The following is a 24,828-nucleotide window of genomic DNA, read 5'->3' as shown; positions in this document are numbered from 1 at the left end:
TCCCTTAAATCAGTAAATCACAATGATCCAGCTCAATTATCTGGCCTTTGCCATACCTGCATTCTTTATTTTTCTTTTCCTGGAATACCAGCTGGCCATCAGGATGAACAGGATCAGTATATTTAAATACGAAGGTTCTATTGCCAACCTGAGCATAGGCATTGCTGAACGGTTACTCAACCTTTTTATTTCGGCCAGCTTTTACAGCCTGTTTTATTGGGTGTATGAAAACTATGCGCTATTCCCAATCCCCAACAAATGGTGGGTATGGGTACTGCTCATCCTCACTACCGACCTGGTATGGTATTGGTACCACCGGCTGGGGCACACCATCAACTTTTTCTGGGCTGCCCATATTGTACATCATCAAAGTGAAGAATTCAACCTTACCGTCTCTGCAAGAATTACGGTGTTTCAGGCGCTGATCCGGAACATTTTCTGGTGTATCATCCCTTTTATAGGTTTTCATCCCGCAATGGTCATTGCCATTTTGCTGATACATGGTACCTATTCTTTCTTTACCCATACCCAACTGATCGGGAAACTCGGCTGGCTGGAACATATCTTTATCACCCCCTCCCTGCATGGTGTACACCATGCCAGCAATGAAAAATACCTCGATAAAAATTACGGTGACGTTTTTGTGTTCTGGGATAAGCTGTTCGGAACTTTTCAAAAGGAAGAAGAAAAACCGAAGTACGGTTTAACGCATCCCATTAAAAGCTATAGTTTCCTCTGGCAGCATTTTCACTATTATCTTGAAATAGCAGAAGCCTGCAAACGAGCCAAAGGTTTCCGGGCCAAAGTCAGGATCATTTTTGGCAGTCCGGCACAATTAGACCAGGAAATCAGGCCATTGCTCGAAAAACGGTACCTGCAGCAAAAACCAGTTACATCCTATCGTTTTAAATTCCGGACCTACCTGGATCTGCAGCTTACCCTTTGTATTGCCCTGCTCACCTTTATTACCGCAGCCTATACCGGCCTGGCCCCCTATGATAAACTTTTTATCGTTGCTTTTATATTGCTTACACTGATCAATTGCGGGGCGCTGATGGAGCAGAGAAAATGGATCTATTACCTGGAATGTATCAGGCTGATTGTGGTACTGGCCTTTATTTTCTGGAAACTTGATATTTTTGAACTGCTCATCCTGCCTGCTGTAGCACTGATTGTGCTCGAGAGCGTCTTCAGGTTAAGTCTGCATTACCGCAACTATGTGCTCCGGTACGAAAAAATATATACCGAATAGTGCCGGAATCCATTCTGTTCAAAAAACCTGTTAACTTTGCAGCATGAATAAAGAAGTAGCCGTCATTTTTGACATGGATGGCGTCATTTGCCATACAAATCCTTATCACTCCCTTGCTTTCAGAGATTTTTTTTCGGCCCGCAACCTTACCCCAACCGATGAAGAATTTGCCCGGCATATGTTCGGAAAAAGTAACAGCTATATCCTTACCCACTTTTTAAAAAGGCCCATAACCGGTAATGAATTACTGGAGATGGAAGAGGAAAAGGAAAGCCTGTTCAGAAAAATCTATGAGCCCCATATTGAGCCTATTGCAGGCTTTGTAGCATTTGTGAACGATTTAAAAAACAATAGTGTAAAGTTGGGCGTTGCCACTTCTGCGCCCTATGCAAATCTCGACCTCATTCTGGGTAAAATCAACATCCGTGAAATGCTGGGTTCTGTTATGGCAAGCGAAGACGTCAAAAAACATAAGCCCGATCCGGAAGTGTATTTAAGTTCTGCAGCTAATCTGGGCGTACCTACACAGCAATGCCTGGTTTTTGAAGATTCCTTTTCCGGGATTTCGGCTGCCTTAAACGCCGGAATGCAGGTAGTGGGTGTATTGAGTTCACACACCAAAGATGAACTTCCACCATGCAGTTTATACATTAACGATTATACAGAATTGTCTTACGCCAGCATCAGCCATTTATTTAAATAGCATATGGAAAACGAAAACAGAAATCCCTACGTTCAATTCAACGTACAGATATTGCAGGACTGGAAAGACAATGGGGTGAAATACATCAAGCTGGTTGAACTGGATACAGACTTGCCTGTAAAGTTTTTTGAGCTGGTACCTGATTCAGAAATTCCGGATAGCGGAGAAACCATTTACCCTATCGGCTCTGAAGACATTGCTGAACTCCTGGAGCCGATAAAGGGCATAAAATTCCTGGTTCACGAGATTTATCTCGAAGAAGAAGAATAGGCAAAACCTAACTGTTCACTAAGTTCTCCAGGCGGTTAAACATCTTGATCCAGCTTTGGTATGCACCACTTTGTTTTGCACTCTCTTCTGATACAGTCTGATGCAGTACCAGCTTGGTTTGCCGTCCAACCGGACTTAAAGTAACCGTGGTAATGATTTCTTTTGGCCATTCTTCGGGTTTCCCCGTCTGCGCTGCCGTAACATCATCTCCTGTCTCATTGGTCAGGATCATCGAAAACACCAGCTCTTCAGAGGGCCTTACCCTTGTATAGGTTCCCATCACCCAGCAATCGCCATGAACCGGGTCATGAATGCAGGAATGAAAAGTTCCACCTTCCTGTATGTCTATTGATTTAAATTCAATAGTACAGCCATCAGGTGCGTACCATTGAACCAATTGTTCAGGATCTGCCCATGCCTGAAATACCAATTCCATCGGGGCATCAAAAAGATGGCTTATTTTAAGTTCCTTTTTAGCTTGTTCCATCGTCTTTGCTTTTAGTTTGTATTTTCTTTAAATAATTATCCAGTTTTTCAAATTTGCCCACCCACTGTTTTCTTGATTGCTCAACCCAATCGGTTACTTCAACCAGCTTTTCCAGCTGTACCTCGCAAAACCGCTCTCTGCCCTTCTGGGTAATCACCACCAGGCCGCATTCCGTTAAAATCTGGATGTGTTTTGAAATGGCCTGTCGACTGATCTCGAAAGATTCGGCCACGGCGTTCAGGTTCAGCGGCTCAGCGGCCACCCTTTGTATAATCTCCCTGCGCACAGGGTCGGCAATTGCCTGAAATACATCTCTTCTGGTCTTCATTATGCAACTATATGATTGCAAATATAAATGCAATCATTTAATTGCGCAAGTATTTTTTAAAATACTTCTTATCCTACATCAATAAACAGCACAAAATTGTGGATTACCTTTGATGTACTTAAAAAAGGAGAAACAAAATGAAAAAGTTAATTGAAAAAATTGTGGCAAATCCTGGCCGTCCGCATATGGTTGGCGATGGCTTCAGGGTATTTAATTATATTCCCGGAGCTGGTATCCCTCAGGAGAGAATAAGTCCGTTTTTAATGTTAGACTTTAATCCTGAATATGATTTTGGCCCTTCAGCCCATCTGAGGGGTGTTGGTGTACATCCTCATAAAGGCTTCGAAACTGTAACCATTGCCTATAAAGGAAGCGTGGCGCATCACGATAGCACCGGAAGCAGTGGTATCATCAATGCCGGTGATGTGCAATGGATGACAGCCGGTAATGGAATTCTGCACAAAGAATACCATGAAGAAGCCTTTTCTAAAAAAGGTGGCCCTTTCGAAATGGTACAGCTTTGGGTAAACCTCCCTAAAAAAGACAAATCTACCACACCACATTACCAGGAGCTGGCAGCAGCCGGAATGGGTAAAGTAGAATTGCCCGACAATGGAGGCGTGGTTAATGTAATTGCCGGAAATTTTAATGGCGTTGCTGGTCCTGCCGAAACCTACAGTGCGGTAAATCTGTTCGACATTAAGCTGAATGCAGGGGCAAGTGTAAGCACCAATATTCCATCGGGTCATAACACAGCCTTGCTGGTTGTAAATGGCAGCATAGAAGTAAATGGTGAAATTGCCACAGAACACAGTTTTGTATTGTTCGAAAACCAGGGCGAAGAGGTTTCCATTAAGGCAAATCAGCAAAGTGTGGTGCTTTTGTTAAGTGGCGAACCATTAAATGAACCAATAGTAAGCTACGGACCTTTTGTAATGAATACAGAAGCAGAAATCAAACAGGCTATCCTTGATTTCAACATGGGAAAATTCGGGGTACTGGAAGATTAAACAAAAAGGAAGGGGTGTTTGTTATAAAAGCACCCCTTCCTTTTGTTCAGATTAATTTTTCAATGCCTGTTGTCGCAATTGATGTAGATTTCTTCGGCAGGCTGGCCCAAAATTGTAATGCCCGGACATCCGAAGGACTGATATTCAAAACCAAAAATAACTGCTGCCTTATTCTTAAAAAGCTTCCCGGTCCATTGGTTTATTGAAGTGTCCTTATTGTTATCCACATAATTAAGGGGCGCCAGGGATACCCCCTCGCTTTCACTGTAAACCTTTTCGTAAATTATTTTTTGTGTTTTGGGTTGAAGCACAACCAAGCGTCTTGCAAACGTGTGGTTGTCTCGCACATAATCACGTACAAAATATTGAAATCCTTCCCCCTCAAACCTGTAAAAGGCACCCGGCATGTATTTCCCGGCTTGCAAAGCAACATCCTTTTTTACCGCTTTTTGTGGAAAATCACTTGCCTTGATTTTCTTCCACACAACTGGCTTCAGTGCCTGCGCCTCAAAGGGGTTCTTTTTACCCAGGGCCACCAAAACGGTATTAAAATACGCTCCGAATCCTTTTAGTCCATCTAGCTTTATTTCAAAGCCAAACATATAATCTTCCTGAGCATAAGGCCAGTCGCTTTCATCGGAATATACATTGAGCATAGCAACCACATTCAGATCTTTTACTGCAAAAGCAGCAAGTGCATTGGTAGCATAATCGTATATGAACACCTGGTCTGTTTCAGCAGTCTTTGTTTTGGAAAGAAACCTCTTCCGGTAAGTCTGGTCCAGCTTAAAATACTTCGCGGATTTTGCGCCCTTAGCTTTGATATCAGGGATAGCTAAAGAGTCGGAATGAGTGCTTAAAGGGTAGTTATCCGATAGGGAAACAAAGCCCATATTACTTTTTTCAATGGGCGATAATCTGTACAATGCTATATCCTGGGCATCTACCCCAATAGTCAACAACAGCACGCAAAAGGTTATCAAATAGTGCATTTTTTTCATAGAAGAGGTGCCAACATATCGCTAAGATGAATAATATTTTTTAGAAATAATTAAAATTGTACCTGTTATAGATTTTGTATAGGCATAGTAAGCTATACTTAGCCATAATATGGGTGCCCATTTTATATAAAATTAGGAAATCTTCGTACTTAAAAGGAAGAAGTGTTTTTTGGTGGAGGTAATGGTTCCAGCAGTAGATATAAACTGTTTGTATTCGGGATGCGTTTTACTTTGAAGGCGTATTGGGTCGGCGTTGATGAGCGGTTGGTAAAGCCTTGATATAGCCAAAGGCCTTGCCAGGGGATAACCAATGAGTGTTCAAGGTCATGCCACTCTCGAACGCATTCCGAACGCAGCACAAACAGAACCAAAGGACATGTGTAAGGATTAGCTATTGACCAGAATAAAAAAGTCGGCTATGATCATAACGGACTTTTTTATTCTGGTCAGGAATTATTTTCCTGCATTTTTCTTTTCAGTAATCTCGGTACGGATTTCCTGAGCCAGACCTTTGATTTCCTGAAGTGCTTTACGAACCCTTGTTCCGGCAGCACTGTTCCCACCTTTATAAAATTTTTCTACGTCTGTTTCTACAGCAGCTACTACTTCTTTTAGTTTTGCAAATTTGTTCATGATTACTTCTTTTTAAGTTTACAATGTTCTTTAAATAATATGCCCTTAAGCACTGATAAAGTAAACATAGAGCTTTAAAAACAAAAACACAAATAAATTCTACTATTTTAGTAGTATTTATTATATTTGTACCAAAGCTTGCTGTTTTGACAACTTTTCCATGTTTTGTTTATACTTAGCTTTTTTAAGGTTTCATGCTGCGAAGCACAAACAAATCTTTACTCGTTTAATTTATATTTGGTTATCAAAGGCTGCTTTAAAAGGCAGCCTTTGTATTTTCAGTTTATACTTATATAATATAGCTTATCGGCGAAATCAATAAAGAGTTGGTTAAAACAGTGTAAAAAAGCCCTCATTCCCTTTTTTGTACTGCTGTTTTAAGGTATTTTCGGCCCAAAATCAATTGTATGGATACATTATCTATTTTCAGAAAAGTGGCAATTGCCGAGGGTATTTCTTATGTATTGCTGGTATTTATTGCCATGCCTTTAAAATACTGGGCCGAAATGCCCCTGGCAGTTAAATATACCGGATGGGCACACGGGCTTTTGTTTATGCTATACGTAGTGCTGTTAATTATGGCCTGGGTAGAATACAAATGGAGTTTTAAAAAGTCAGCATTAATTGGTGTTGCCTCCCTCCTTCCTTTTGCCCCTTTTTGGGTAGATAAAAAGTTAAAAGAAGATAATTCAAATAAATCTTGGTAATTAGTTATTCAATTTATACATTTGCAACCCGCTAACGAAGCAATGCCCAGCTGGCGGAATTGGTAGACGCGCTGGTCTCAAACACCTGTGGGAAACCGTGCCGGTTCGACTCCGGCGCTGGGTACATTAGAAAACAGCTAACAATCAATATGTTAGCTGTTTTCGTTTTATGAAATCTTTTAGTTCAAACCATGTATCCAAAAGAGAAGAATTATTTTAATCTGTATCATTTTTTATTAATACCAACTCAGGTCATTTAGTTTTACCGTGCCACTTAGGTTGAGCGTTTTGATATTCGAATCATAACACCTGCAGGTTTCAAGATTGGCAAGGCCTCGGATATCCAGTGCAGGGATGGGATTGGAATGAGCTCTGAAAAACTTCAGCCTGGGCATTGCTCTAAGGTCGATAGGATGTGCTATTTGATTCTTAGACATCCAGATATCGAGCATTTCAGGACAATTGTTGAATTTTATTTCCTGGAGTGAATTGTCATTCACCTCCAATTGCAGTAGTGAGGTATGATTACTTACATCCAGCCGGGTAAGCAAATTCCACCCCAGGCTTAAAACGACTAATTTTTTCAGGTGAGAAACATCGATACTCCTGAGCTTGTTCTTGTGGCAACTGATATTCACCAGGCTATCGCAGCCTTTTGTCAGAATGGTTTCCAACTGGTTGTCAAAACCATATATAAATTTGAGTTTTTTCATACCCGAAACGTCTACCGTTTTCACTTTGTTTTCGTGAAAGCCAAAATCCACCAGGTTGACAAAGCTTTTGATGCCTTCCAGTGAAACAATATCGGATTTGGTAGTATACAATACAGTCACCCTTCTGGCTTCTTCTATCTGGATTTCTCCGTCTCCATTGGTATCAACACCTTGCTCAATGATACTTCTTTTGAAATTCGCGTCAGGTATACGTACAATCTGTGCCATGGTTCTTATCGATAAAGCCATGAATAAGGCACAGCCTGCCATTATTTTTGTGGTCATGTCTGGTAATTTTAGAGTGTAAGATTAATAACCTGCCCATTGGCATTGATCTCTACAATTTTCGCAAGGTTCTCGTCGGTCTGGTACAGGTAGCGGGTCTTTTCCATGATGGCCCGGCTGCCTTGTCCCACCTGTACCCCATAACCATTGTAGGTGGTAGTGGTTTCAGTGCCCACTTGCTTTTCACCGTTACCTACCTTGGTCTGTACGACCCTTGTTTGCAGATAATACTTGCCCGGATTCAGCCCTTTGAATTCAAAGCTGCCATCTGCACCGATCATGGTCAATATCCGGTAGCTGAAGGCTTCGTCTGAGAGATATATCGCTTTCTTACCCTTTTTGTCTTTCTTTTTGAGTTCGAGGAATTCGAGGAAATAATCGGTGCAGGGATATAACTCTACCAGGTTAACCATGTAGTTGCTTTTTTTAGATACAAAGCCCTTGATGTTGCAGGTACCGTCTTTGCCGATCATGGCTTCAGCTGCTACTTTGTCAAAGGGGATATTCGGGCTAATTACTTTAGGTGTCTTTTGCGCCTGTAGCTGGAAGACTAGCGGGATCAAGATGGTTACCAAACCTATAGATCGTGTATTCATATTTTAGTGGGTTATATATTAGATAGTTACAATATGTAAATATGCTGTTATGCAGGTATTTAAAAAATATTTGAATTCCAGAAGTTACACCCTCCTGTTTTTTGGGGAGCCATTGCCAGTCGCTTTAACATAAAACAGTCATCGATATAAATTTCACCCTTTACTCCCCCAGGGCCAACAGCCGTAAATCCCATTGTGACGTTGTTATTTGCATTTACGACACGTTTTTTTACTAAAAGGAAATGCCACCTTGGTGAACTTTTCGGATAAACCTTAGTGAGGACCTCAACCTTATCTTTTTTGCAGGATATGAAGGTCAATATCATTGTAGAGATTAGCGCGGAAAATAAAAAAAGTTTTGTTTTCATGATTATCGATTTAAAATTTCAGCGTTTTAATGGCAAAGGTGGAACACTGAGAAATGATAATCGCCCCACGAGGCTTCGTGGCACCTTTTATTGGCTTGTAAAAATGGGTTAGTTAAAGCGGTTGTGTACTTTAAGCAGTTGATAATAAATGAAATAAATCGATTTTACCAGTATGTGTTATCGCGAAGGAATAATTGAGTAATAAGAAATGAAAGGAGGAACTATACGCCTTGGGATATGTTATTTCGGCTGTTTTCTGAGAAAATCTGAAGGAGATTTACCTGCAAATTTTCGAAAATTGCGATTGAAAGACGATTTAGAATTGAAGCCGCAATCAAAAGCGATAGCTAGCAGCGTATAGTTTTGATTTTTTTCATCGGCAATCATTTTTACACATTCATCTACCCTAAGCGAATTGATATAGTCGTAAAAACTTTTGTTAAATTTAGAATTGATGACTTGCGATAGCGCCACATCTTTTAGCTGTAAGGAATCGGCTAATTTGCTCAGCGTTAGTTCCGCATTTTTGTATAGTTTTTCTTGCGCCATTATCCTGTTAAGTTGCAGGAAAATACGCTCAACTTCGTCTTCTGTAAGAGAAGACCAGTCATATTTTATTTTATTAGATAATAAATCTACGTTAGCGGGTTCTGCTGAAGGATTTCTGCTTTGTGGAGATGAAGTGTGACGCTCGGTTGCAGCATTGGTGGTTTTGAATATTTGCTGTTGACGTACACCAAAAAAGCCAATGAAACAGATATATAGCGAGGCACTGAAATAGATGCTCTCTGCTGTAGGATAAAAAACAACAAAGACCCAAATTCCAGCGATGCCTGCGATGAGATAGCGTAGCCAATTCAAGCTGATTTTATCTGTATCTGAAAATTTTTCGGTTATTTTTTTCTTATATCGATGCAGTAAAACAACTGAGGCTAAGACATAAACAATTCCCGAAATGATGATGCCAACATTGGTGATGATTCCAATGGTCTTGTAATAAGAAGAGGAAAAGCCCTGATCATAAAGCAATAGTTTTTGAACCGGTTTTTGTAATAAAAAAGATATCCATAAAAGGTAGGCAGAAGCAATAGGTAAGAAATGAAGTAGCTTTTTCTTACTGAATTTTATTGGTGTGGTAAGATGAAGAATATATAGATACAGAAAAGGCCCATGTACAAATGCTAATAAATCTCCCCAGCCTATTAAATTGGGAAATTGGCGATAGTTTCCTGAAACCTGTAAATACAGACTGGCTAAATGAAGCGTTGCTACCAGCTGCCAAATCATTAGTAGTTTATCAGCAGTTATTTTATTGGGCTTAACTGCTAGTAGTATGAACAAGTATAATGAAATTGCAATACTGGTGAAGTATAACATGCTGTTGTTTTGTATGGGTAGCCTGATGTTATTGATCAACTCAAAAATATGAAATATATTCAAGTTATCATTTTGTTGATATATGCCTCCAAGTCATCTTCTTTATGCAGATTCATTTTTTGCTTTAAGCGATATTTGCTCATGCGGATACTTTTGGACTCAACATTAAGTAGCATTGCAATTTCTTTCGTGCTGCGTTTCACATAAATGTCAAATTGTAAGCGAGCTAATCGGATTTTTTTTGGTTACGTTTTCAGGGGCTGTCTTTTTTGCATAGTTGTATGCTGAGTGGGATTATAATGTTAACAGACAAACATTATTAATGCTAAAAAAGAAAAAAGGCCTATAACAAATTGGCATCTTTCAATTCCAATCCGGATTTTTCAATACCATATTTCCTCGTAAATTAGCGATATTAACAATAAATTATTCCAACTTGCTTATGTGGACCTGTCCCCAATGCCAGCAAAATTTTCTGAAAACAAATCAGTCGCATGCCTGTAATGAAAAAACGGTAGCCGATTTCTTAGCGGGCAAGTCGGAGTATACACTAATGCTTTTTGAACATTTTATCAATTGTTTGAAAAGCAAGGCAGATGTGCATCTGAACACGATTAAAACCATGATCAGTATCGAATATGAGGGACGAAGAATAATTTACATTTCCCAGCTTGGAAAAAATTTTATACATGCAGTATTTATTTTCAAACAGTTGTATCCGGATAATTTGTGTTTTATTAAAACAGGTCAGGTTCCGGGCAGCAACCAGTTTAACCATCATTTCAGAATGTACTTTAAGGAAGACCTTAACGATGAGGTAGAAAAATTTATTAACCTGGCCCTGGAAGGGGCTTAACTTATTATCTGACAACTTTACGCTATGAAAAAAATTCTGCTCAGTTTTTGCTTTTATCTCTATGCCATTTCTGCATCTGCTCAGTTTCAAAACCCGGGTTTTGAACAAAAAACAAATACAAATTCCGATTTACCTGCCCTTTGGAATGTAGCTCCCGTTGCGGGTTACACCGCCGCTTTGGCAGGCGATGTAAAACATGATGGGGGCTATTCGCTGAAAATGGAAGGTAAACCACAAGATCCTTCTAAATTCCTGAATGTTTCGCAGAACATTCCCATAGTTGTTAATCAGATTAAAAGAATAAAAATTACAGCATACATCAAAACTGAAAACCTGAAGGGCAACGTTGCCATGTGGTGCCAGGTTTGGGATGAAAACAAAAAAAGGATTGGTTTTGAGAATTCTGGAATGCAGGGTGTGACCATTACCGGTACTTCCGACTGGCAAAAGTATTCGATGAACCTCATTGTTCCTAAAGCAGCCAAAAGCTTATTTTTCGGAGCGTATACCAAGGGAACGGGTACAGTATGGTTTGATGATTTTGCCATTGAAGAATTCGATGGAACAAATGATCAGCCTACGGCTGAAGTTCTAAAATTCAATAAAGAGTTTACAGATATTGTGAGGCAAAATTCGATCTATACCGATTCCATCAATTGGAAATCAGTAGATGAAGACCTGAAATCATTAGGCATGGGATTGAAGACTATCGCCGATGCAAGGATTTTGAATAATTTTGTATTGCAGCAATTGAGAAAAGCGGGCGACAACCACTCTTTTATCCAGGATAAAGTCAGCGCAAAAAATTATTCCAGCGGAAATACCGTTCAGGCCAAGCCAGAAGCCAAACTATTGCCTGGTGGACTCGGTTATATAGCTGTACCAGGATTTGGCTCAACAAATATTGAGGTAATGAAAGCGTTTGCCGCAAATATCCAGACCCTGATAAAAAATCTGGATACCGCAAATAAAATCAAAGGATGGGTGGTTGACCTGAGAACAAATACTGGTGGCAATATGTACCCCATGATTTCAGGTCTGGGCCCTTTGCTGGACCATGGCAAGGTGGGTTATTTCATAAGAGGCCGCACAGGCAATCCCTGGATACATAGAAAAACAGGGATGGGTATGACCATCAATAACCCTTACAAGGTTAACAACAGGAAAAATAAAATAGCCGTATTAATTGGTCCTATGACCTCCAGCAGTGGTGAGATGACAGCAATTACTTTTATCGGGCAAAAAAACACAAAGTTGTTTGGCGAGCCCAGTGGAGGCTACGTTACTGCAAACCAGATGTTTGGGCTTTCTGATGGCTCCAACTTATTATTGGCATCCAGTTATGTTGCAGATCGCAACAAAAAGAAATACCTGAACCGAATTTATCCGGATGTGCTGGTGAAGCCCGTTGCAGCCCAGGATGCCGCACTGCAGGCCGCAGAAGTATGGCTAAAAAGTAAGAACTAGCATTATAACAACAATAAATAACAGGCATTAAAATTTTATCTATGTACTTACCCGACGCTGAAGATTTTCACTATTCAGTTCTCTATGCGCCAATTGGTATCTGCATTTTAGATGCGACTACACTGATTGCAGAAGTTGTAAATGAAAAATTTCTGGAGGTTGCAGGAAAGCCTTATGAAGCGATTTATGGTCAGTATTATTGGGATGCCTTTGCAGAGGCCCGGCAGTATTACGAATCTGCCCTAGCAGGTGTTGCCCGAACCGGGGAGGCTTTCCACGCCGAAGAAGTAGAACTGATGCTGATCCGACATGGGCAGCCTGAAATGATTTTTGTCACATTCGTATATTCCCCTATAAAAGACGGGGATGGAAATGTCAGGAAAGTCACAGTTTGGGTACTGGAAAACACCAAGCAGATTGCCGAGCGGCAAAAGGAATTGGCCGCTAAAATCGCATTTAAGGCTGAGCGCGATCGTTTACACAGTTATTTCATGAAGGCAAATGCAGGGATCTGCGTGCTGCAGGGCCCAGACCTGGTTTACGAACTCGTAAATACCGCCTATCAGCAAATACTGCCTGGTCGCGAACTCATAGGGCGCCCCATCTTCGATGCACTTCCGGAACTGATCGGGACGCCTATTCAGGAAATGTTGCTTAAAGTTTATAGTCAGGGCGAACCTTGTGAAATGAATGAGGTCATGATCCCGGTTTCTGAATACGAAGGGGGGCCTACCAAAGACAGGTACTTTAGTTTTACCTTTCAGGCCAGCAGAGACGAATATAACAGGATTGACGGCGTGGTAAACTTCGTCTTTGAGGTTAGCGAAATGATCCTGATCCAACAAGAGTTGCTCAAAGCAAGGGAGCAGGCCGATCAGCAAAAAAGGGTTTATGAAACAATAACCTCCGGGACGCCGGATTTGATGTACGTATGGGATCTTGATTACCGCTTTACCTATGCCAATAGTGCCCTGCTAACGATGTGGGGCAAAACCTGGAACGAGGCAATTGGCAAAGGCCTGCGCGAGAATGGATATGAAGAGTGGCATGCTGCAATGCACGAGCGTGAAATTGACCATGTAAGGGCAACAAAAGAATCGGTTCGCGGCGAAGTTGCCTTCCCTCATGCAATACTTGGAAGAAGGATTTATGATTATATCCTGATTCCGGTACTCAATGAAAACGGAGAAGTTGAAGCTGTTGCAGGTACCACCAGAGACGTTACCGAGCGTACGCAATTGCAGGAGGCACTTGCACGCGGAACAGAAGAGCTGCAGGCCGTTAATGAAGAACTAATGAGCGCCAATGAAGAGCAGGCCGCATCAAACGAAGAACTGAAAGCTACCAACGAAGAACTTGCAATAGTGAACCAGCAATTGATAGAAGCCCGCAAAAAGATTGAAGAAGCGGAGGCAGCTTTGCGCCTTGCAATAGAAGCATCGGATTCCGGAACATTTTCTATTAATGCCAGGACCCTGGAATTTCTCGCTTCAGCCCGTCTGAAAGAACTTTTTGGATTCAAGGCAGATGAAGATATGCCTTACGAGGCATGTATGACTCAAATCCGTGAGGACTATAGGCCAACAGTATACATGATGGTTGAAGCTGCCCTGACCAAGGGAGCGCGCTTCGAACTGGAGTACCCGGTAGTGCGTTTCCATGATGGCAAACTCAGGTGGTTAAGGGGGCTGGGAACCTTACAACATGACAGTAACGGCGCAGACAGCTTTTTTGCCGGTATCATCATAGATATTACTGAACATAAAGAAGATGAACAACGCAAAAATGATTTTATAGCGATGGTAAGTCATGAGTTAAAGACCCCGCTAACATCCATGAAAGGCTACGTCCAGGTGCTGCTCGCTAAACTGCGGCAGCGGGAAGATAACTTCTCTGCAGGCTTGCTGGAAAAAGCAAACATTCAGATTGCCAAAATGACCAATATGATTAATGGTTTTTTGAACATATCCCGCCTCGAATCCGGAAAAATACACATTAACCTGCAGGAGTTTGACCTGGCAGAGTTGATCGGGGAAGCTAAAGAGGAATCCCTGACTACAATTATCAGCCACAATGTGATTTTTGATGAGGTAGTACCTACCTTGGTAAATGCTGACAGGGAAAAGATTGCACAGGTTATCCATAACCTGATCAGCAATGCGGTAAAATATTCACCTTCAAATACCACGATTGCCATTTCCGCCACATTGCTTGATGCCGGTGTCAAAGTGAGTGTAAGGGATGAAGGCATCGGGATCAATACTGACGACCTTCCAAGAATTTTTGATCGGTATTACCGGGTTGAAGATAATCTCATATCGATTTCGGGGTTTGGCATAGGGCTTTATCTCTGTTCGGAAATCATTCGCCGGCATAATGGTGAGATTTGGGCAGAAAGTGAATTGGGTAAGGGATCAGTTTTTAACTTTGTGCTACCTCTTGTTAACAACCAGTAATTTCTATACATGCCGAAAACAACTCGCATTTCCGCCAGATTAAGGTCTATTAAAATCAAAACGCTGCTGTGTAAGGAGTTTATAGAACTTCAGGGTGGAAGAATAACTTTCGCCCTTTAGCCACAGATCAGTTAGCATTAGACCGGACTCTGGTTGTTATTAAGGCTAACCTGTTATTTACTATATTCTATAATGCACCTGCAGACTCAACAAAAGTTAAAGCATTTGGAACAATACCAAAACACCCTGTCATTCTACAATAGTATGTTTGTTTAGATTTAAGCCAAAAGCAACAACAACATAAACCAATTATAAATCATTTTTAAAATGAAAAAACGGAACCTATACCTGTTAACCTTATTACAGTTGTCTCTTGCGACAGCATATGCCCAGAACAAAAAACTGATCCCCATACCCTCCAGGGTAAATGTCCAGGCCGATAGTGCAAAAAGCCAGCAGATCATTGATAAGGAATGGGTAGCCGTGGGCATCAACAAACCCTATAACCTGCAGTACGATCCAAACATCCCTTTCAAAGGAAAACCGTCCTATCGCTTTGAACTAAAAGCTGAGGACAATTCACTGGAAGGCTACCCCGAAGGAGAAACCAAAGGACGCGTAGAATTATCCTACAGCTATGCAACTTCAAATGATTTTAAAAAGTTCCCCCAAAGTGTATATGATAATGCGCAAAAATTAAAAACCGTTTACCATTATGGTAAAGGCATTTGCGAACAGGGAAGTTCCCGCAGCTATACTTTTTCTGTATACATCCCCTCATCACTCGAAAAAAATGTCTCTACCATTTTTGCCCAGTGGCATGGCGCGCCCAGCAGAACACTGGTACAAACGCCTCAGGGAGAAGTAAAATTACTAAGTACCGAAGAGTTCCTTGCAATTTACGACCGCATGATCTTTAAGAAGAACATTGCACACGACAAAGTAGAAAAGAAAGGAAAAGATGGTAAAATCTCTTACGTAGCCGGCAAGCCTAACGGTTGGCTGGTAGAGCAAGGCGGCTATCCCCCACTGGCGTTCGGTTTCTCCAAGGGATACTTTTACATCAAAGCCAATTCTGACCGCCAATGGCTGAGCGACAAGACCGACCGAAGCAATGCCGACGTCGAAAAAACCGAGATCATGAAGCCCCTCTCTTCCGAATTCAAATCTTCTACCATAGCCTATAAAATGTCTTTTGAAGACTTTCCGAAAGATTGCTGGATTACATTTGACGTAAATATTGACTGGACAATGTACGGAAAAAAAGCCCAGACCATTCTTAAACCCGGCAAGCTGGATGTAATGATGAAATACACCAAAGACAAAAAACAACTGACAAAACATATTGTCAATCAGCAGGAAATTCTTATTGGCCGCAACGACGAGGACGGGTATTATTTCAAATTCGGCATTTACAGGGTAGGCAACAGCACTGTCCCTGTTGTTTACAACCTTGCCGGCTACAGCGAAAAAGCCCGGTAATCCCTTGCCGGCACCTGGTACCGGCCCGGTATTCAAACAATTTTCCGTTTATTAATAATTTGGGAAAATTTAGTTAATATTGAGTATGTTCTTTTGCACAACAACAGGGGAACCGCTATGCATCGGGAAGGGCTAAATAATTCAGGAGAAATACAGCTGCTGATTGCACTGAAATCAGGGGATCGCTCTGCTTTTGAAAAAATTTACCAGGCCTATAGCCCCAGAATTTTCCTGAACATCCTCAAAATGGTCAAATCGGCAGAAGATGCCCAGGAGATTTTACAGGATGTGTTTATCAAAGTATGGGAAAAACGAGACCTGATTGATCCCGAGCAAGCTTTTAAAGCCTATTTATTCCAGATTTCAAGATTTACCGTATACAATTTTATCCGAAAAGTTAACCTGGACCGGAAACTAAAAGCCTACCTTTCCCAGGAGCATTCAGAACTGTATACCCATATAGAAGAAGCCATTGCCTACCGGGAAAGCGACCGCTTTATTCTGGACGCCATTGAAGAACTGCCTACACAGCGCAAGCACATTTACAAATTGTGTAAACTTGAAGGCAAGAGCTACGCAGAAGTCAGTAACCTGCTTGGCATTTCGGCTTCTACCATTAATGATCACATCGTCAAAGCCACCAAATTCTTAAAAGAACGACATACTTCTTTTGGTGCAGCAATGACCTTAAGCGCCATTTCACTGCTGCTAAAAAACCTCTGAAAAAATATTTTTTCATTATTTCTTTTCCGGAGCAGATGTACATCGGTTTCCAGGTGTATTAGCAATAAATGAATAAAACTTGGAAAACTCAGCACAAATAAAGCAGGCCTTTTACAGATACCTGAACAATGAACTGGACGAGACCGAAGCGCGTGTTTTTATGGAACACATGCAGTCGGGCCGCGATCAGCATACCTTTTTATCATTAATTGAAGAGAACCTGGATAGTCCGCTTGCCGAAAAGCTGCTGGACAAACCTGAACTCCTTTTGCTACTGAACCAGTCTTTCGCAAAAATTACTGATGCCATTGATGCCAAACCGCAAAAACGCCACATCAACTTATGGCCAAGTATTGCCGCTGTACTGGCCCTGATTGCCATTGGCATTTACTTTTTTAAATACCGCAGCAACGAAAGCCCCGAACAGCTTCAGCAATCGCTTGCAATTGTTGCCGACATTATACCGGGAAAAACCGGGGCAACATTAACACTGGCAAACGGCAAAAAGATCAGGCTGGCTGACGCAGCGAACGGACAAATTGCCAGCGAAGCAGGGATCATTGTGCGCAAAACAACCGAAGGGCAGCTGGTTTATGAAATGACAGCAAATGATCAGGCCGGGACCAGCACAGCAAAAACCAATACCCTGAGCACCGCCAAAGGCGAAACTTATATGGTAACCCTTCCCGATAAATCCAGGGTTTGGATGAATGCGGCTTCCAGCCTGACCTATGCAGCCGGATTAACCGGACAGGAACGGCGGGTAAAGCTGGAAGGTGAAGCTTATTTTGAGGTTGCGAAAGACAAAGCACATCCATTCATTGTAGAAAGCAGGGGACAAAAAATTGAGGTGCTGGGCACACATTTTAATGTGAACGCATATGCAGATGAAGAAAAAGTTACCACTACCCTTTTGGAAGGGAGTGTAAAGGTATCGGGTAAAGCCGGATCTAAAATCCTGAAACCTGGCCATCAGTCGAAATTGAACGAAAACACGATATCCCTAACCCAGGTAGATACAGAACTGGCCACAGCCTGGAAGAACAACAAGTTTCTTTTTGAGAACGATGACATCCGCTACATCATGCGCATGATTGAACGCTGGTATGACGTGGAAGTGATTTATACCGGAGAAATACCAACAGAGCGGTTTGGTGGTGGGGTATCCCGCTTCAACAATGTTTCACAGGTACTAAAAATACTGGAATCTACCGGGGGTGCCCATTTTAAAATAGAGGGAAGAAAAATCCTGGTGTCAAAATAAATAATGTACAGAATGTTAAACTCAAATTAAAGATGGAAAAATGTTTACGAAAGTATAATTAGGCCCACGTACACGATAAAAAAAACCAGAAGTGTAAAGGCACCTCTGGTTCAATGTTCGGTCTACGTCAATCAAAATTATTGTTAACCGCAGCTGCCGGGAGTTTTCGAGGCAACAGGCATGCTGCTCAACCAAACAAGTACTAATGTATAGAATTTATACGAAGAAACCGGCCATACCAAAGCGGTATGTCTACAAATTTTTGCTGATTATGCGATTAACCACCGTTATATTAATAGCATCCTTAGTGCAGGTCAGTGCTTCCACACTGGCTCAGAAAATCAGTCTGTCTAAAACAAATGCCCCCTTAAAAACAGTAATTAAAGAACTCAGGGCACAAAGCGGCTATGAGTTCATTTACACCGAAAGTGTTTTTAAAACAGCAGTCCCTGTAACCATCAATGTCAAAGCCACCAATTTTGAGGAAGTGCTGACCCAGGTTTTTAAGCACCAGCCACTTAGTTTTTCAATCGACAGTAAAACCGTCATCATCAAACACCTTCCGGCAATCGATATCCGCGGCCGTGTGCTGGATGAAAACGGCGAACCCATGTATGGCGCTACCGTAAGGGTAAAAGGTACTACCCGGGTGGTGACAACCAATGCTGAAGGCATGTTCATCCTGAAAGGGATCGAAGATAATGCGGTACTTGAGGTTTCCTACCTCGGATACCTGGTAAAGGAACTGAAAGTGACCAAAGAAACCCGCGATGTCACCATCAGACTGGTACTGGCAGACAGCAAACTGAATGAAGTGGTGGTTACCGCATTGGGTATCAAAAGGGAAGAAAGGGCCCTGGGTTATGCCATCACCAAAATAGACAGCAACCAGATCAACAATGCGCCTTCCGGAAACTGGATTGATGCCCTTTCAGGGAAGGTTGCGGGTTTAAATATGATCAGGTCTAACGGAGGCCCTGCGGGTTCAAACAAGATCATCCTGCGCGGAGAAAACAACCTTACAGGCGGAGCCGATAATGAAGCCCTGATTGTGATTGACGGAGTGGTGGTAAACAATGGCAGTGGCAGGCGCACTGCTACCGGAGGATCTGCCGCCGGACCATCAGACGGAATACAACCTACCGATTTCGGAAGCGGCATTAATGACCTTAACCCCCAGGATATTGAAAGCATCAATGTCCTTAAAGGACCTGGCGCTGCTGCTTTATACGGCCAACGCGGTGCAAATGGTGCCATTATCATCACCACCAAATCAGGTAATGCAAAACGTAATTCCATCAGCATCACCCTAAGTTCCAATGGTGCCATAGAAAGTGCCAACCGCTGGCCAGACCTGCAATATGAATACGGACAGGGACAAAGTGGTGCCGATACCTACGGGTATGGCGTAAACAGCGCAAGCAGTCTGGCCTATGGCCCCAGGTTTAACGGACAGTCTTTTGTGCAGTACGACCCGGTAACCCAGGCTGCAGCTACAGAAGCCACACCATGGGTACCTTACAAAAACCAGATCAGGGAGTTTTTTGAAACAGGAAAGACCTTTACAAATGCCATCAGCATTAACGGGAACCTGCATAAAAACACAAGCTTCCGCATATCTGCAAACCATGCCAATAACAGCTGGATCATCCCCAATACCGGTTACCAGCGCAGCAATGTTTCCTTCTCGGCCAACAGCAAGCTGACGTCAAAACTAGATCTTTCGGTAAAAGCCGGCTACACCAACAGGGAAAGTGAGAACCTTCCGGGCATGGGATACGGAAATCAATCGGTAATGTACTGGTATGTATTCTGGGTGCCCAATGCCGATATCAACTGGCTGCGCAACTATTGGACAAACGGCAAAGAATATACCGAGCTGAAGGATGTTTTTACGGCATCTCCTGAAAATCCTTATGCCATCTCGTACGAGTTCATTAACAGCTCAAAACGCAATGGCATAACCGGTAACGTCCAGTTAAACTATGCCTTCACCAAAGAACTGAGCTTGCAGCTAAGGGCAACTTTAGACCGCACCAGCGATGACAGGGCGCAAAAAAGGCCCTGGACAGCAGCCCGTCTGGCCACCGGCTCTTACCGTACACAGGACATCATTTCTAAAGAATACAGTGGCGATTTCCTGTTGAAATACAATAAAAAACTGAGCAACGATTTTAACATTACCGCAACCTTTGGCGGTAGCATGCTAAAAAACCGTTATTCCAAGAACGAAACAAGGGCCGATGGATTGGTAGAGCCAAATGTTTACAGTTTCGACAATGCAGCAAATCCCCTGGTATATGTACCGGATACCTCACGCTTCTCGTTGAACAGTATGTACGGCCTGTTCTCTGCTTCTTATAAAAATTACCTCTACCTGGACCTGACCGGCCGTGCAGACTGGAACAGTACCCTGGCCAATCCCTTCAGGGAAAAAAGCACAGGTTTCTTTTATCCATCTGCAAACCTGAGTTTTATTGCTTCCGATTATATTAAACTACCTCAGTCCATCAGTTTTGCAAAACTAAGGCTTTCTGTTTCTCAGGTGGGCAGCGGCGGTACCATACCTTACCGCACAGCATACCTTTACGGTTTGGCTGCCAACGGCACTTATCCGAATGGCTCGTTGCAAAACCCTACCACCATACCTAATCCCGACCTGCAGCCGCTGAAAACTACCGCTTACGAAATAGGTGCAGACATCAAACTGTTCAAAAACCGTTTGGGTATAGACATTGCCGCCTACAAAGGGAACACCAAAAACCAGATCCTGGAACGCATTGTCGACCGCTCCTCGGGTTATTCCCGTCAGATCATCAATGCCGGACAGATCGATAACTCCGGTCTGGAAATTGCCATCAATGCTACCCCCGTTCAGACCAAAAGTTTCAAGTGGACCACCTTTATGACTTTTGCCACGAATAAAAACAAGATCATTGCCCTGGCCAATAACGATACCACCGTATTGCTGCGTTCCAGTGCCGTGGGCGGTGCACAAATCATAGCCAAGGTGGGCGGAAGCATGGGCGACATGTACGGCACAGGTTTCCTGCGTGCGCCCGATGGGCAGGTAATTTATAACGCCAGCACCGGCATTCCCCTAACCTCTGCCACACCGGTTTACCTGGGCAATACCATCCCTAAATACAAGGCTAGTGTAGGTACTGAGTTCAGCTATAAGCAGTTCCGGTTAAATGTACTGTTCGATGCACAAAAAGGAGGCCTGGCCCACTCCTATACCCATGGTCGCCTGGCCGACTTTGGCAAACTTTCGGCTACGCTGCCAGGCCGTTACAGTGGCATCACCGGAAAGGGTGTGATTGATAATGGCGATGGTACTTTTAGTCCGAATACCACGATTGCAACCGACATTACCTCCTTTTACAATACCGCAATGGGCACCCTTAACGGCGAAGGCGCAACCTATAAAACAGATTTCATCAAATTTAGGGAAGCCCGGCTGGATTATACACTACCAAAATCGCTGCTGAAATCCATAAAGATCTCCAGGGCAACAATAGGCGTATACGGACGTAACCTGGTGATCTGGTCTACCTGGCCGATGTTCGATCCGGAGTTTGGTACTTTGAGCGGTACCGACATTGTACAGGGCTTTGAGATCGGTCAGTTCCCCTCTACCCGTACTTATGGTTTTAATTTAGTGATAGGTATTAATTAATACAGCAATGAAAAGAACAACATACATCATCACCCTTTTAATATTTGTATCAGGATTTTTTGCCTGCGACAAGGGTTTTGACCGCGAAAATACAGACCCGATAAACATCATCAATTCATCGCCCGACAAGCTTTTGGCACCGGCACTGGTTAATGTTTTAACCGGCAACATGGTACGTAACCGCAATTTTAACAATGAATTGATGCAGGTAACGGTAACACAAAGTGAAGATGATTTCACTGTCTTCAGATATAATTTCAGGCCAAACATTGCAGATTATACCTGGAACATCTGGTACCCCGAACTTACCAACTTCAGGGACATCTATGAGATCGCTTCCAGGCCCGAATACCAGAACGATTCGTATAAAGGCATTGCCCTGGTATGCGAAGCCTGGGTTTTTTCTTTACTAACCGATACCTATGGCGATGTGCCCTTTAAAGAGGCCAACCAGGGGAAATCAGGACTGGTAGAACCGGTATTTGATACACAGAAGGAAATTTATACCACCTTGCTGGCCAAACTGGAAGAAGCAAACACACTGCTGACGGCAAATGTTGCCATTGAAGCTGCAAGCGACCCTGTTTACAAAGGCGATATTGCACTTTGGCGTAAGTTCTGCAACAGCCTGCACCTGCGCTTACTGCTGCGTTTATCAGGCAAACAGGAAGTAGCAGGCGCCATGACAGCCAAAATTAAGGAGATGGTGGATACCAATCCGGCAAAATATCCGGTTTTTACTTCAAATGCCGAATCTGCAACACTCAAATGGAACGGAACCACTACCACCACCGACCCCTATACCAGTCCATACGTGATCAACCTGCGTGAAAATGATTTCATCATCCCCTCCATGTGCAATTTCTTTATCCTTAAACTGGACGACTGGAAAGACCCGCGCATAGACATTGGTGCACCCTATGGGGTTAGCGCCCGCAACCGGCTGGGCATTGCACCGGGTTCAGGCGGTTTTATTGGTATAGACAGCGGTTATGAACCCGGCAGCAAGGAACTGCGCCAGGCCTATTTTTATTCCTTCGGCAATTCGGAATTCTCCCTGCAGAAAAATCCGCTTACGGGTGTCATCATGAGCTATGCTGAATTACAGTTTATACTGGCAGAAGCCGCAGCCAAAGGCTGGATTTCAGGTTCGGCCCAAAGCTTCTATTATACCGGAATTGCCAATGCAATTAATTATTGGGTACCTAGCTTTAGTACCAACATTGCGGGCACGGCATTTACCACCTACCTTGCCCATCCGGATATTGCATGGGACAACAACCTGCCTTTAGACGCAGCCACGGGCGACAGTAAAATGGAGCGCATACACATCCAGAAGTACTACAGCCTTTTCCTTACCGATTTTCAGCAGTGGTTTGAATACCGCCGCACGGGCCATCCGATACTACCTAAAGGCGCAGGCCTTAAAAACGGCGGAAAAATGCCGGCCCGGATGAACTACCCGGTTTACATACAATCGGCCAACCCCGGCAATTACAGCAAGGCTGTAGCCAGCATGGGCGGAGACGATATGAACACTTTGGTTTGGTGGCAAAAACCTTAACGAATAAAATCTGATGTATTCTAAAATATTTATAACGATGAAAACGCTAATACTCTATAGCTCATTGCTGTTTTCAGCTTTGTTTCTTTTAGCCGGCTGCGATAAAACGGGGAATTTTCCCGGTGCAGAGGTGAACCCGCATATTGCCATCTATGATTTAAGGAGCTTCTACAAGGGAACCGATTATCCGCTTACCCAATCGTCTATGCTTGGTGCCATTGGCGTTACGGGCGTAGTGGTTTCAGACCATAGCGGCAAAAACATGACCCCTGGCCTGCTGATGATACAGAACAAATGGAGGCTAAACGAACTCCGTGGCATTGCGATCAATATCGGTGCCGATGCGGCAAACTATGTACCTGGCGACTCTGTAACGGTAAAACTGCTGGGCGGCACCATGAAACGGGTGGATGGCATGCTGCAGGTTACCGGACTAAACGGCTCAGCGGTAGTTAAAGTTGCTTCGGGCAAAAGCATTCCGGTTAACCGGGTGCCCAGCAGCTATATCCTGGCCAATCCGGAAAAATATGAAAGTACCGAGGTGGTGATCGTAAAAGGAGGCTTTGATCCGGTACCAGCGCCAACAGATACCTATAGCGGCGATAAACTGGTCAACGATGGCTTCGGCAATTTCACGCTGCATACCGAAACGACAGCAACCTTTGCCGGTACAGCCCTACCCGGAATGGCTAATTTTTTTGGTGTGGTAGAATATGCCCAAAGCACAGATGGTAAATATAGCCCTCAGCTGCGCATCCGCAGGCCACAAGACATTACAGTACTCAGCTCTACCATCACAAAAGCAGCTATTTTGATTTCCGGGTTCCTGGCCATGCCAGAGGGTACACCTTCAACCAATGGGGAATATATGCAGTTCCTGGCAACCCGCGACATTGATTTTGCCCTAACGCCATTTTGTGTGGTAACCCACAATACCAATTCTGCCTATCAGCCAACTGGCGTACCACTTAACGGATGGGCCACAGGTGGCCGGCGTTCTTACAAATTCGATTTAAAAACCGGAAAGGTAGCCAAAGGCCAATACTTCTATGTAGGCGGAAATTCCAACAAACTCATTAACGGAGTAGGCTCTACCAGCATTGCAAATGGCAAATGGATTGTTGCTAAAAATACCGGAAGTTTGGCTGGCGATGGATTGGGCGATATCAATGCGGACCTGCTGTTAAATGGGACAAGCGGTTTTGCCGACGGTATAGCCGTGTTTGAGGGGCTTACCGTTACAAAAAATACAACCCCGATAGACGTGATCATTACCGGGGCAAATGGTGCCATTTATAACCTGGCACAGGAAGCAGGACTGCGCATTGCCAATACCGATTGGTATGACATTGTAAATCCGGTCACCTTAGAGCCGCAGCCATTGTACAAACAAGGCTCAAACACCATTTGTTTAAGCCGGCCGGCGCCAACAAATGCAGGTTTTTTCTATAAATTAGGGGGCGAATACAACATACGTTTAGGACGATGGGTAACAGCAAGGGCACAGAACAGGGTAGATCTGGAAATCACCTCAGTGCTGGATGAGCTGGAAAAGGAATTCCCTGCAGGTACCATCCCTACAAAGGTGATTGAATAGTTTTATGAAA

Annotated in this window: 23 protein-coding genes and 1 tRNA gene; 15 read left to right on the top strand and 9 right to left on the bottom strand. The window is 43.2% G+C overall.

Translation table 11 applies throughout. The features are described 5' to 3' along the window. The first annotated feature begins 22 nt into the window (after positions 1–22). Genes ABIE26_RS17330 through ABIE26_RS17320 form a run of 3 tightly spaced genes read left to right on the top strand, consistent with a single transcriptional unit; the run spans position 23 to position 2,225 of the window. On the top strand, positions 23–1,252 hold the full coding sequence (locus ABIE26_RS17330) for a sterol desaturase family protein (RefSeq protein WP_310144184.1): 1,230 nt from the start codon (positions 23–25) through the stop codon (positions 1,250–1,252). A 43-nt stretch (positions 1,253–1,295) separates the two neighbouring features. Beyond that, positions 1,296–1,955 (top strand): HAD family hydrolase, encoded by a 660-nt coding sequence (locus tag ABIE26_RS17325; protein ID WP_310144179.1) that lies wholly within the window; start codon positions 1,296–1,298, stop codon positions 1,953–1,955. A gap of 3 nt (positions 1,956–1,958) precedes the next feature. Continuing rightward, positions 1,959–2,225: a hypothetical protein gene (locus tag ABIE26_RS17320; RefSeq protein WP_310144175.1), complete on the top strand. Its 267-nt coding sequence runs from the start codon at positions 1,959–1,961 to the stop codon at positions 2,223–2,225. A 7-nt stretch (positions 2,226–2,232) separates the two neighbouring features. On the opposite strand, the gene ABIE26_RS17315 is transcribed toward ABIE26_RS17320, so the two are convergent. Together ABIE26_RS17315 and ABIE26_RS17310 are read right to left on the bottom strand one after the other, a co-directional pair. Next, on the bottom strand, positions 2,233–2,712 hold the full coding sequence (locus ABIE26_RS17315) for an SRPBCC family protein (RefSeq protein ID WP_310144172.1): 480 nt from the start codon (positions 2,710–2,712) through the stop codon (positions 2,233–2,235). After that, positions 2,699–3,040 carry an ArsR/SmtB family transcription factor gene (locus tag ABIE26_RS17310; RefSeq protein WP_310144169.1) on the bottom strand — a complete coding sequence of 114 codons (342 nt, stop codon included), beginning with the start codon at positions 3,038–3,040 and terminating at the stop codon, positions 2,699–2,701. The genes ABIE26_RS17315 and ABIE26_RS17310 overlap by 14 nt, the downstream gene beginning before the upstream one ends. 137 nt (positions 3,041–3,177) lie before the next feature. On the opposite strand from ABIE26_RS17310, the gene ABIE26_RS17305 reads away from it, so the two are divergent. Beyond that, a complete protein-coding gene (locus ABIE26_RS17305; protein ID WP_310144166.1) occupies positions 3,178–4,050 on the top strand; it encodes a pirin family protein in 873 nt (290 codons plus the stop codon). 59 nt (positions 4,051–4,109) lie between these two features. Here ABIE26_RS17305 and ABIE26_RS17300 read toward each other — a convergent pair whose 3' ends face one another. Further along, the gene (locus tag ABIE26_RS17300) at positions 4,110–5,042 is read right to left on the bottom strand and encodes a hypothetical protein (protein ID WP_310144164.1); all 933 of its coding nucleotides are present in this window, start codon (positions 5,040–5,042) and stop codon (positions 4,110–4,112) included. 462 nt (positions 5,043–5,504) lie between these two features. Further along, the gene (locus ABIE26_RS17295) at positions 5,505–5,684 is read right to left on the bottom strand and encodes a histone H1 (protein ID WP_310144161.1); all 180 of its coding nucleotides are present in this window, start codon (positions 5,682–5,684) and stop codon (positions 5,505–5,507) included. Between the two features lie 407 nt (positions 5,685–6,091). On the opposite strand from ABIE26_RS17295, the gene ABIE26_RS17290 reads away from it, so the two are divergent. Both ABIE26_RS17290 and ABIE26_RS17285 read left to right on the top strand, forming a co-directional pair. After that, positions 6,092–6,391 carry a DUF3817 domain-containing protein gene (locus ABIE26_RS17290; RefSeq protein WP_310144157.1) on the top strand — a complete coding sequence of 100 codons (300 nt, stop codon included), beginning with the start codon at positions 6,092–6,094 and terminating at the stop codon, positions 6,389–6,391. A gap of 44 nt (positions 6,392–6,435) precedes the next feature. Continuing rightward, positions 6,436–6,515 (top strand) — tRNA-Leu (locus ABIE26_RS17285). Positions 6,516–6,627: 112 nt separating this feature from the next. Here ABIE26_RS17285 and ABIE26_RS17280 read toward each other — a convergent pair. The 5 genes from ABIE26_RS17280 to ABIE26_RS17260 all read right to left on the bottom strand — a co-directional run bounded on the left by ABIE26_RS17280 (position 6,628) and on the right by ABIE26_RS17260 (position 9,933). Then, positions 6,628–7,389 carry a hypothetical protein gene (locus ABIE26_RS17280; protein ID WP_310144154.1) on the bottom strand — a complete coding sequence of 254 codons (762 nt, stop codon included), beginning with the start codon at positions 7,387–7,389 and terminating at the stop codon, positions 6,628–6,630. A gap of 11 nt (positions 7,390–7,400) precedes the next feature. After that, complete coding sequence (locus ABIE26_RS17275; protein WP_310144152.1) at positions 7,401–7,985, bottom strand: hypothetical protein; 585 nt, start codon at positions 7,983–7,985, stop codon at positions 7,401–7,403. Positions 7,986–8,044: 59 nt separating this feature from the next. Then, positions 8,045–8,353 (bottom strand): hypothetical protein, encoded by a 309-nt coding sequence (locus ABIE26_RS17270; RefSeq protein WP_310144149.1) that lies wholly within the window; start codon positions 8,351–8,353, stop codon positions 8,045–8,047. A gap of 240 nt (positions 8,354–8,593) precedes the next feature. Beyond that, positions 8,594–9,730: a helix-turn-helix domain-containing protein gene (locus ABIE26_RS17265; protein ID WP_310144147.1), complete on the bottom strand. Its 1,137-nt coding sequence runs from the start codon at positions 9,728–9,730 to the stop codon at positions 8,594–8,596. 59 nt (positions 9,731–9,789) lie between these two features. After that, a complete protein-coding gene (locus ABIE26_RS17260) occupies positions 9,790–9,933 on the bottom strand; it encodes a LuxR C-terminal-related transcriptional regulator (RefSeq protein ID WP_354376180.1) in 144 nt (47 codons plus the stop codon). Positions 9,934–10,172: 239 nt separating this feature from the next. On the opposite strand from ABIE26_RS17260, the gene ABIE26_RS17255 reads away from it, so the two are divergent. The 9 genes from ABIE26_RS17255 (at position 10,173) to ABIE26_RS17215 (ending at position 24,818) form a co-directional block, all read left to right on the top strand. Continuing rightward, positions 10,173–10,586 carry a hypothetical protein gene (locus ABIE26_RS17255; RefSeq protein ID WP_310144144.1) on the top strand — a complete coding sequence of 138 codons (414 nt, stop codon included), beginning with the start codon at positions 10,173–10,175 and terminating at the stop codon, positions 10,584–10,586. A 24-nt stretch (positions 10,587–10,610) separates the two neighbouring features. Then, positions 10,611–12,053, top strand: coding sequence for a S41 family peptidase (locus ABIE26_RS17250; RefSeq protein ID WP_310144141.1), 1,443 nt, complete (start codon positions 10,611–10,613; stop codon positions 12,051–12,053). 41 nt (positions 12,054–12,094) lie between these two features. Beyond that, complete coding sequence (locus ABIE26_RS17245) at positions 12,095–14,509, top strand: PAS domain-containing protein (protein ID WP_310144139.1); 2,415 nt, start codon at positions 12,095–12,097, stop codon at positions 14,507–14,509. Between the two features lie 327 nt (positions 14,510–14,836). Beyond that, complete coding sequence (locus ABIE26_RS17240) at positions 14,837–15,991, top strand: heparin lyase I family protein (RefSeq protein ID WP_310144136.1); 1,155 nt, start codon at positions 14,837–14,839, stop codon at positions 15,989–15,991. A 93-nt stretch (positions 15,992–16,084) separates the two neighbouring features. Beyond that, positions 16,085–16,714, top strand: a complete 630-nt coding sequence (locus ABIE26_RS17235) for an RNA polymerase sigma factor (RefSeq protein WP_310144134.1) — start codon at positions 16,085–16,087, stop codon at positions 16,712–16,714. 79 nt (positions 16,715–16,793) lie between these two features. Continuing rightward, on the top strand, positions 16,794–17,978 hold the full coding sequence (locus tag ABIE26_RS17230; protein ID WP_310144132.1) for a FecR family protein: 1,185 nt from the start codon (positions 16,794–16,796) through the stop codon (positions 17,976–17,978). Between the two features lie 271 nt (positions 17,979–18,249). Next, positions 18,250–21,657, top strand: coding sequence for a SusC/RagA family TonB-linked outer membrane protein (locus tag ABIE26_RS17225; RefSeq protein WP_310144129.1), 3,408 nt, complete (start codon positions 18,250–18,252; stop codon positions 21,655–21,657). 7 nt (positions 21,658–21,664) lie between these two features. Then, positions 21,665–23,221: a SusD/RagB family nutrient-binding outer membrane lipoprotein gene (locus ABIE26_RS17220; protein WP_310144126.1), complete on the top strand. Its 1,557-nt coding sequence runs from the start codon at positions 21,665–21,667 to the stop codon at positions 23,219–23,221. A 37-nt stretch (positions 23,222–23,258) separates the two neighbouring features. Then, positions 23,259–24,818, top strand: a complete 1,560-nt coding sequence (locus ABIE26_RS17215; protein WP_310144123.1) for a DUF5689 domain-containing protein — start codon at positions 23,259–23,261, stop codon at positions 24,816–24,818. Positions 24,819–24,828 lie beyond the last annotated feature (10 nt).

Origin of the sequence: Pedobacter africanus (genome assembly GCF_040548825.1) — a bacterium.
GTDB classification, from domain to species: Bacteria; Bacteroidota; Bacteroidia; order Sphingobacteriales; family Sphingobacteriaceae; genus Pedobacter; species Pedobacter africanus_A.
Note: the sequence above shows the minus strand (reverse complement) of the source record. Positions and strands in the feature narration are given on the sequence as shown.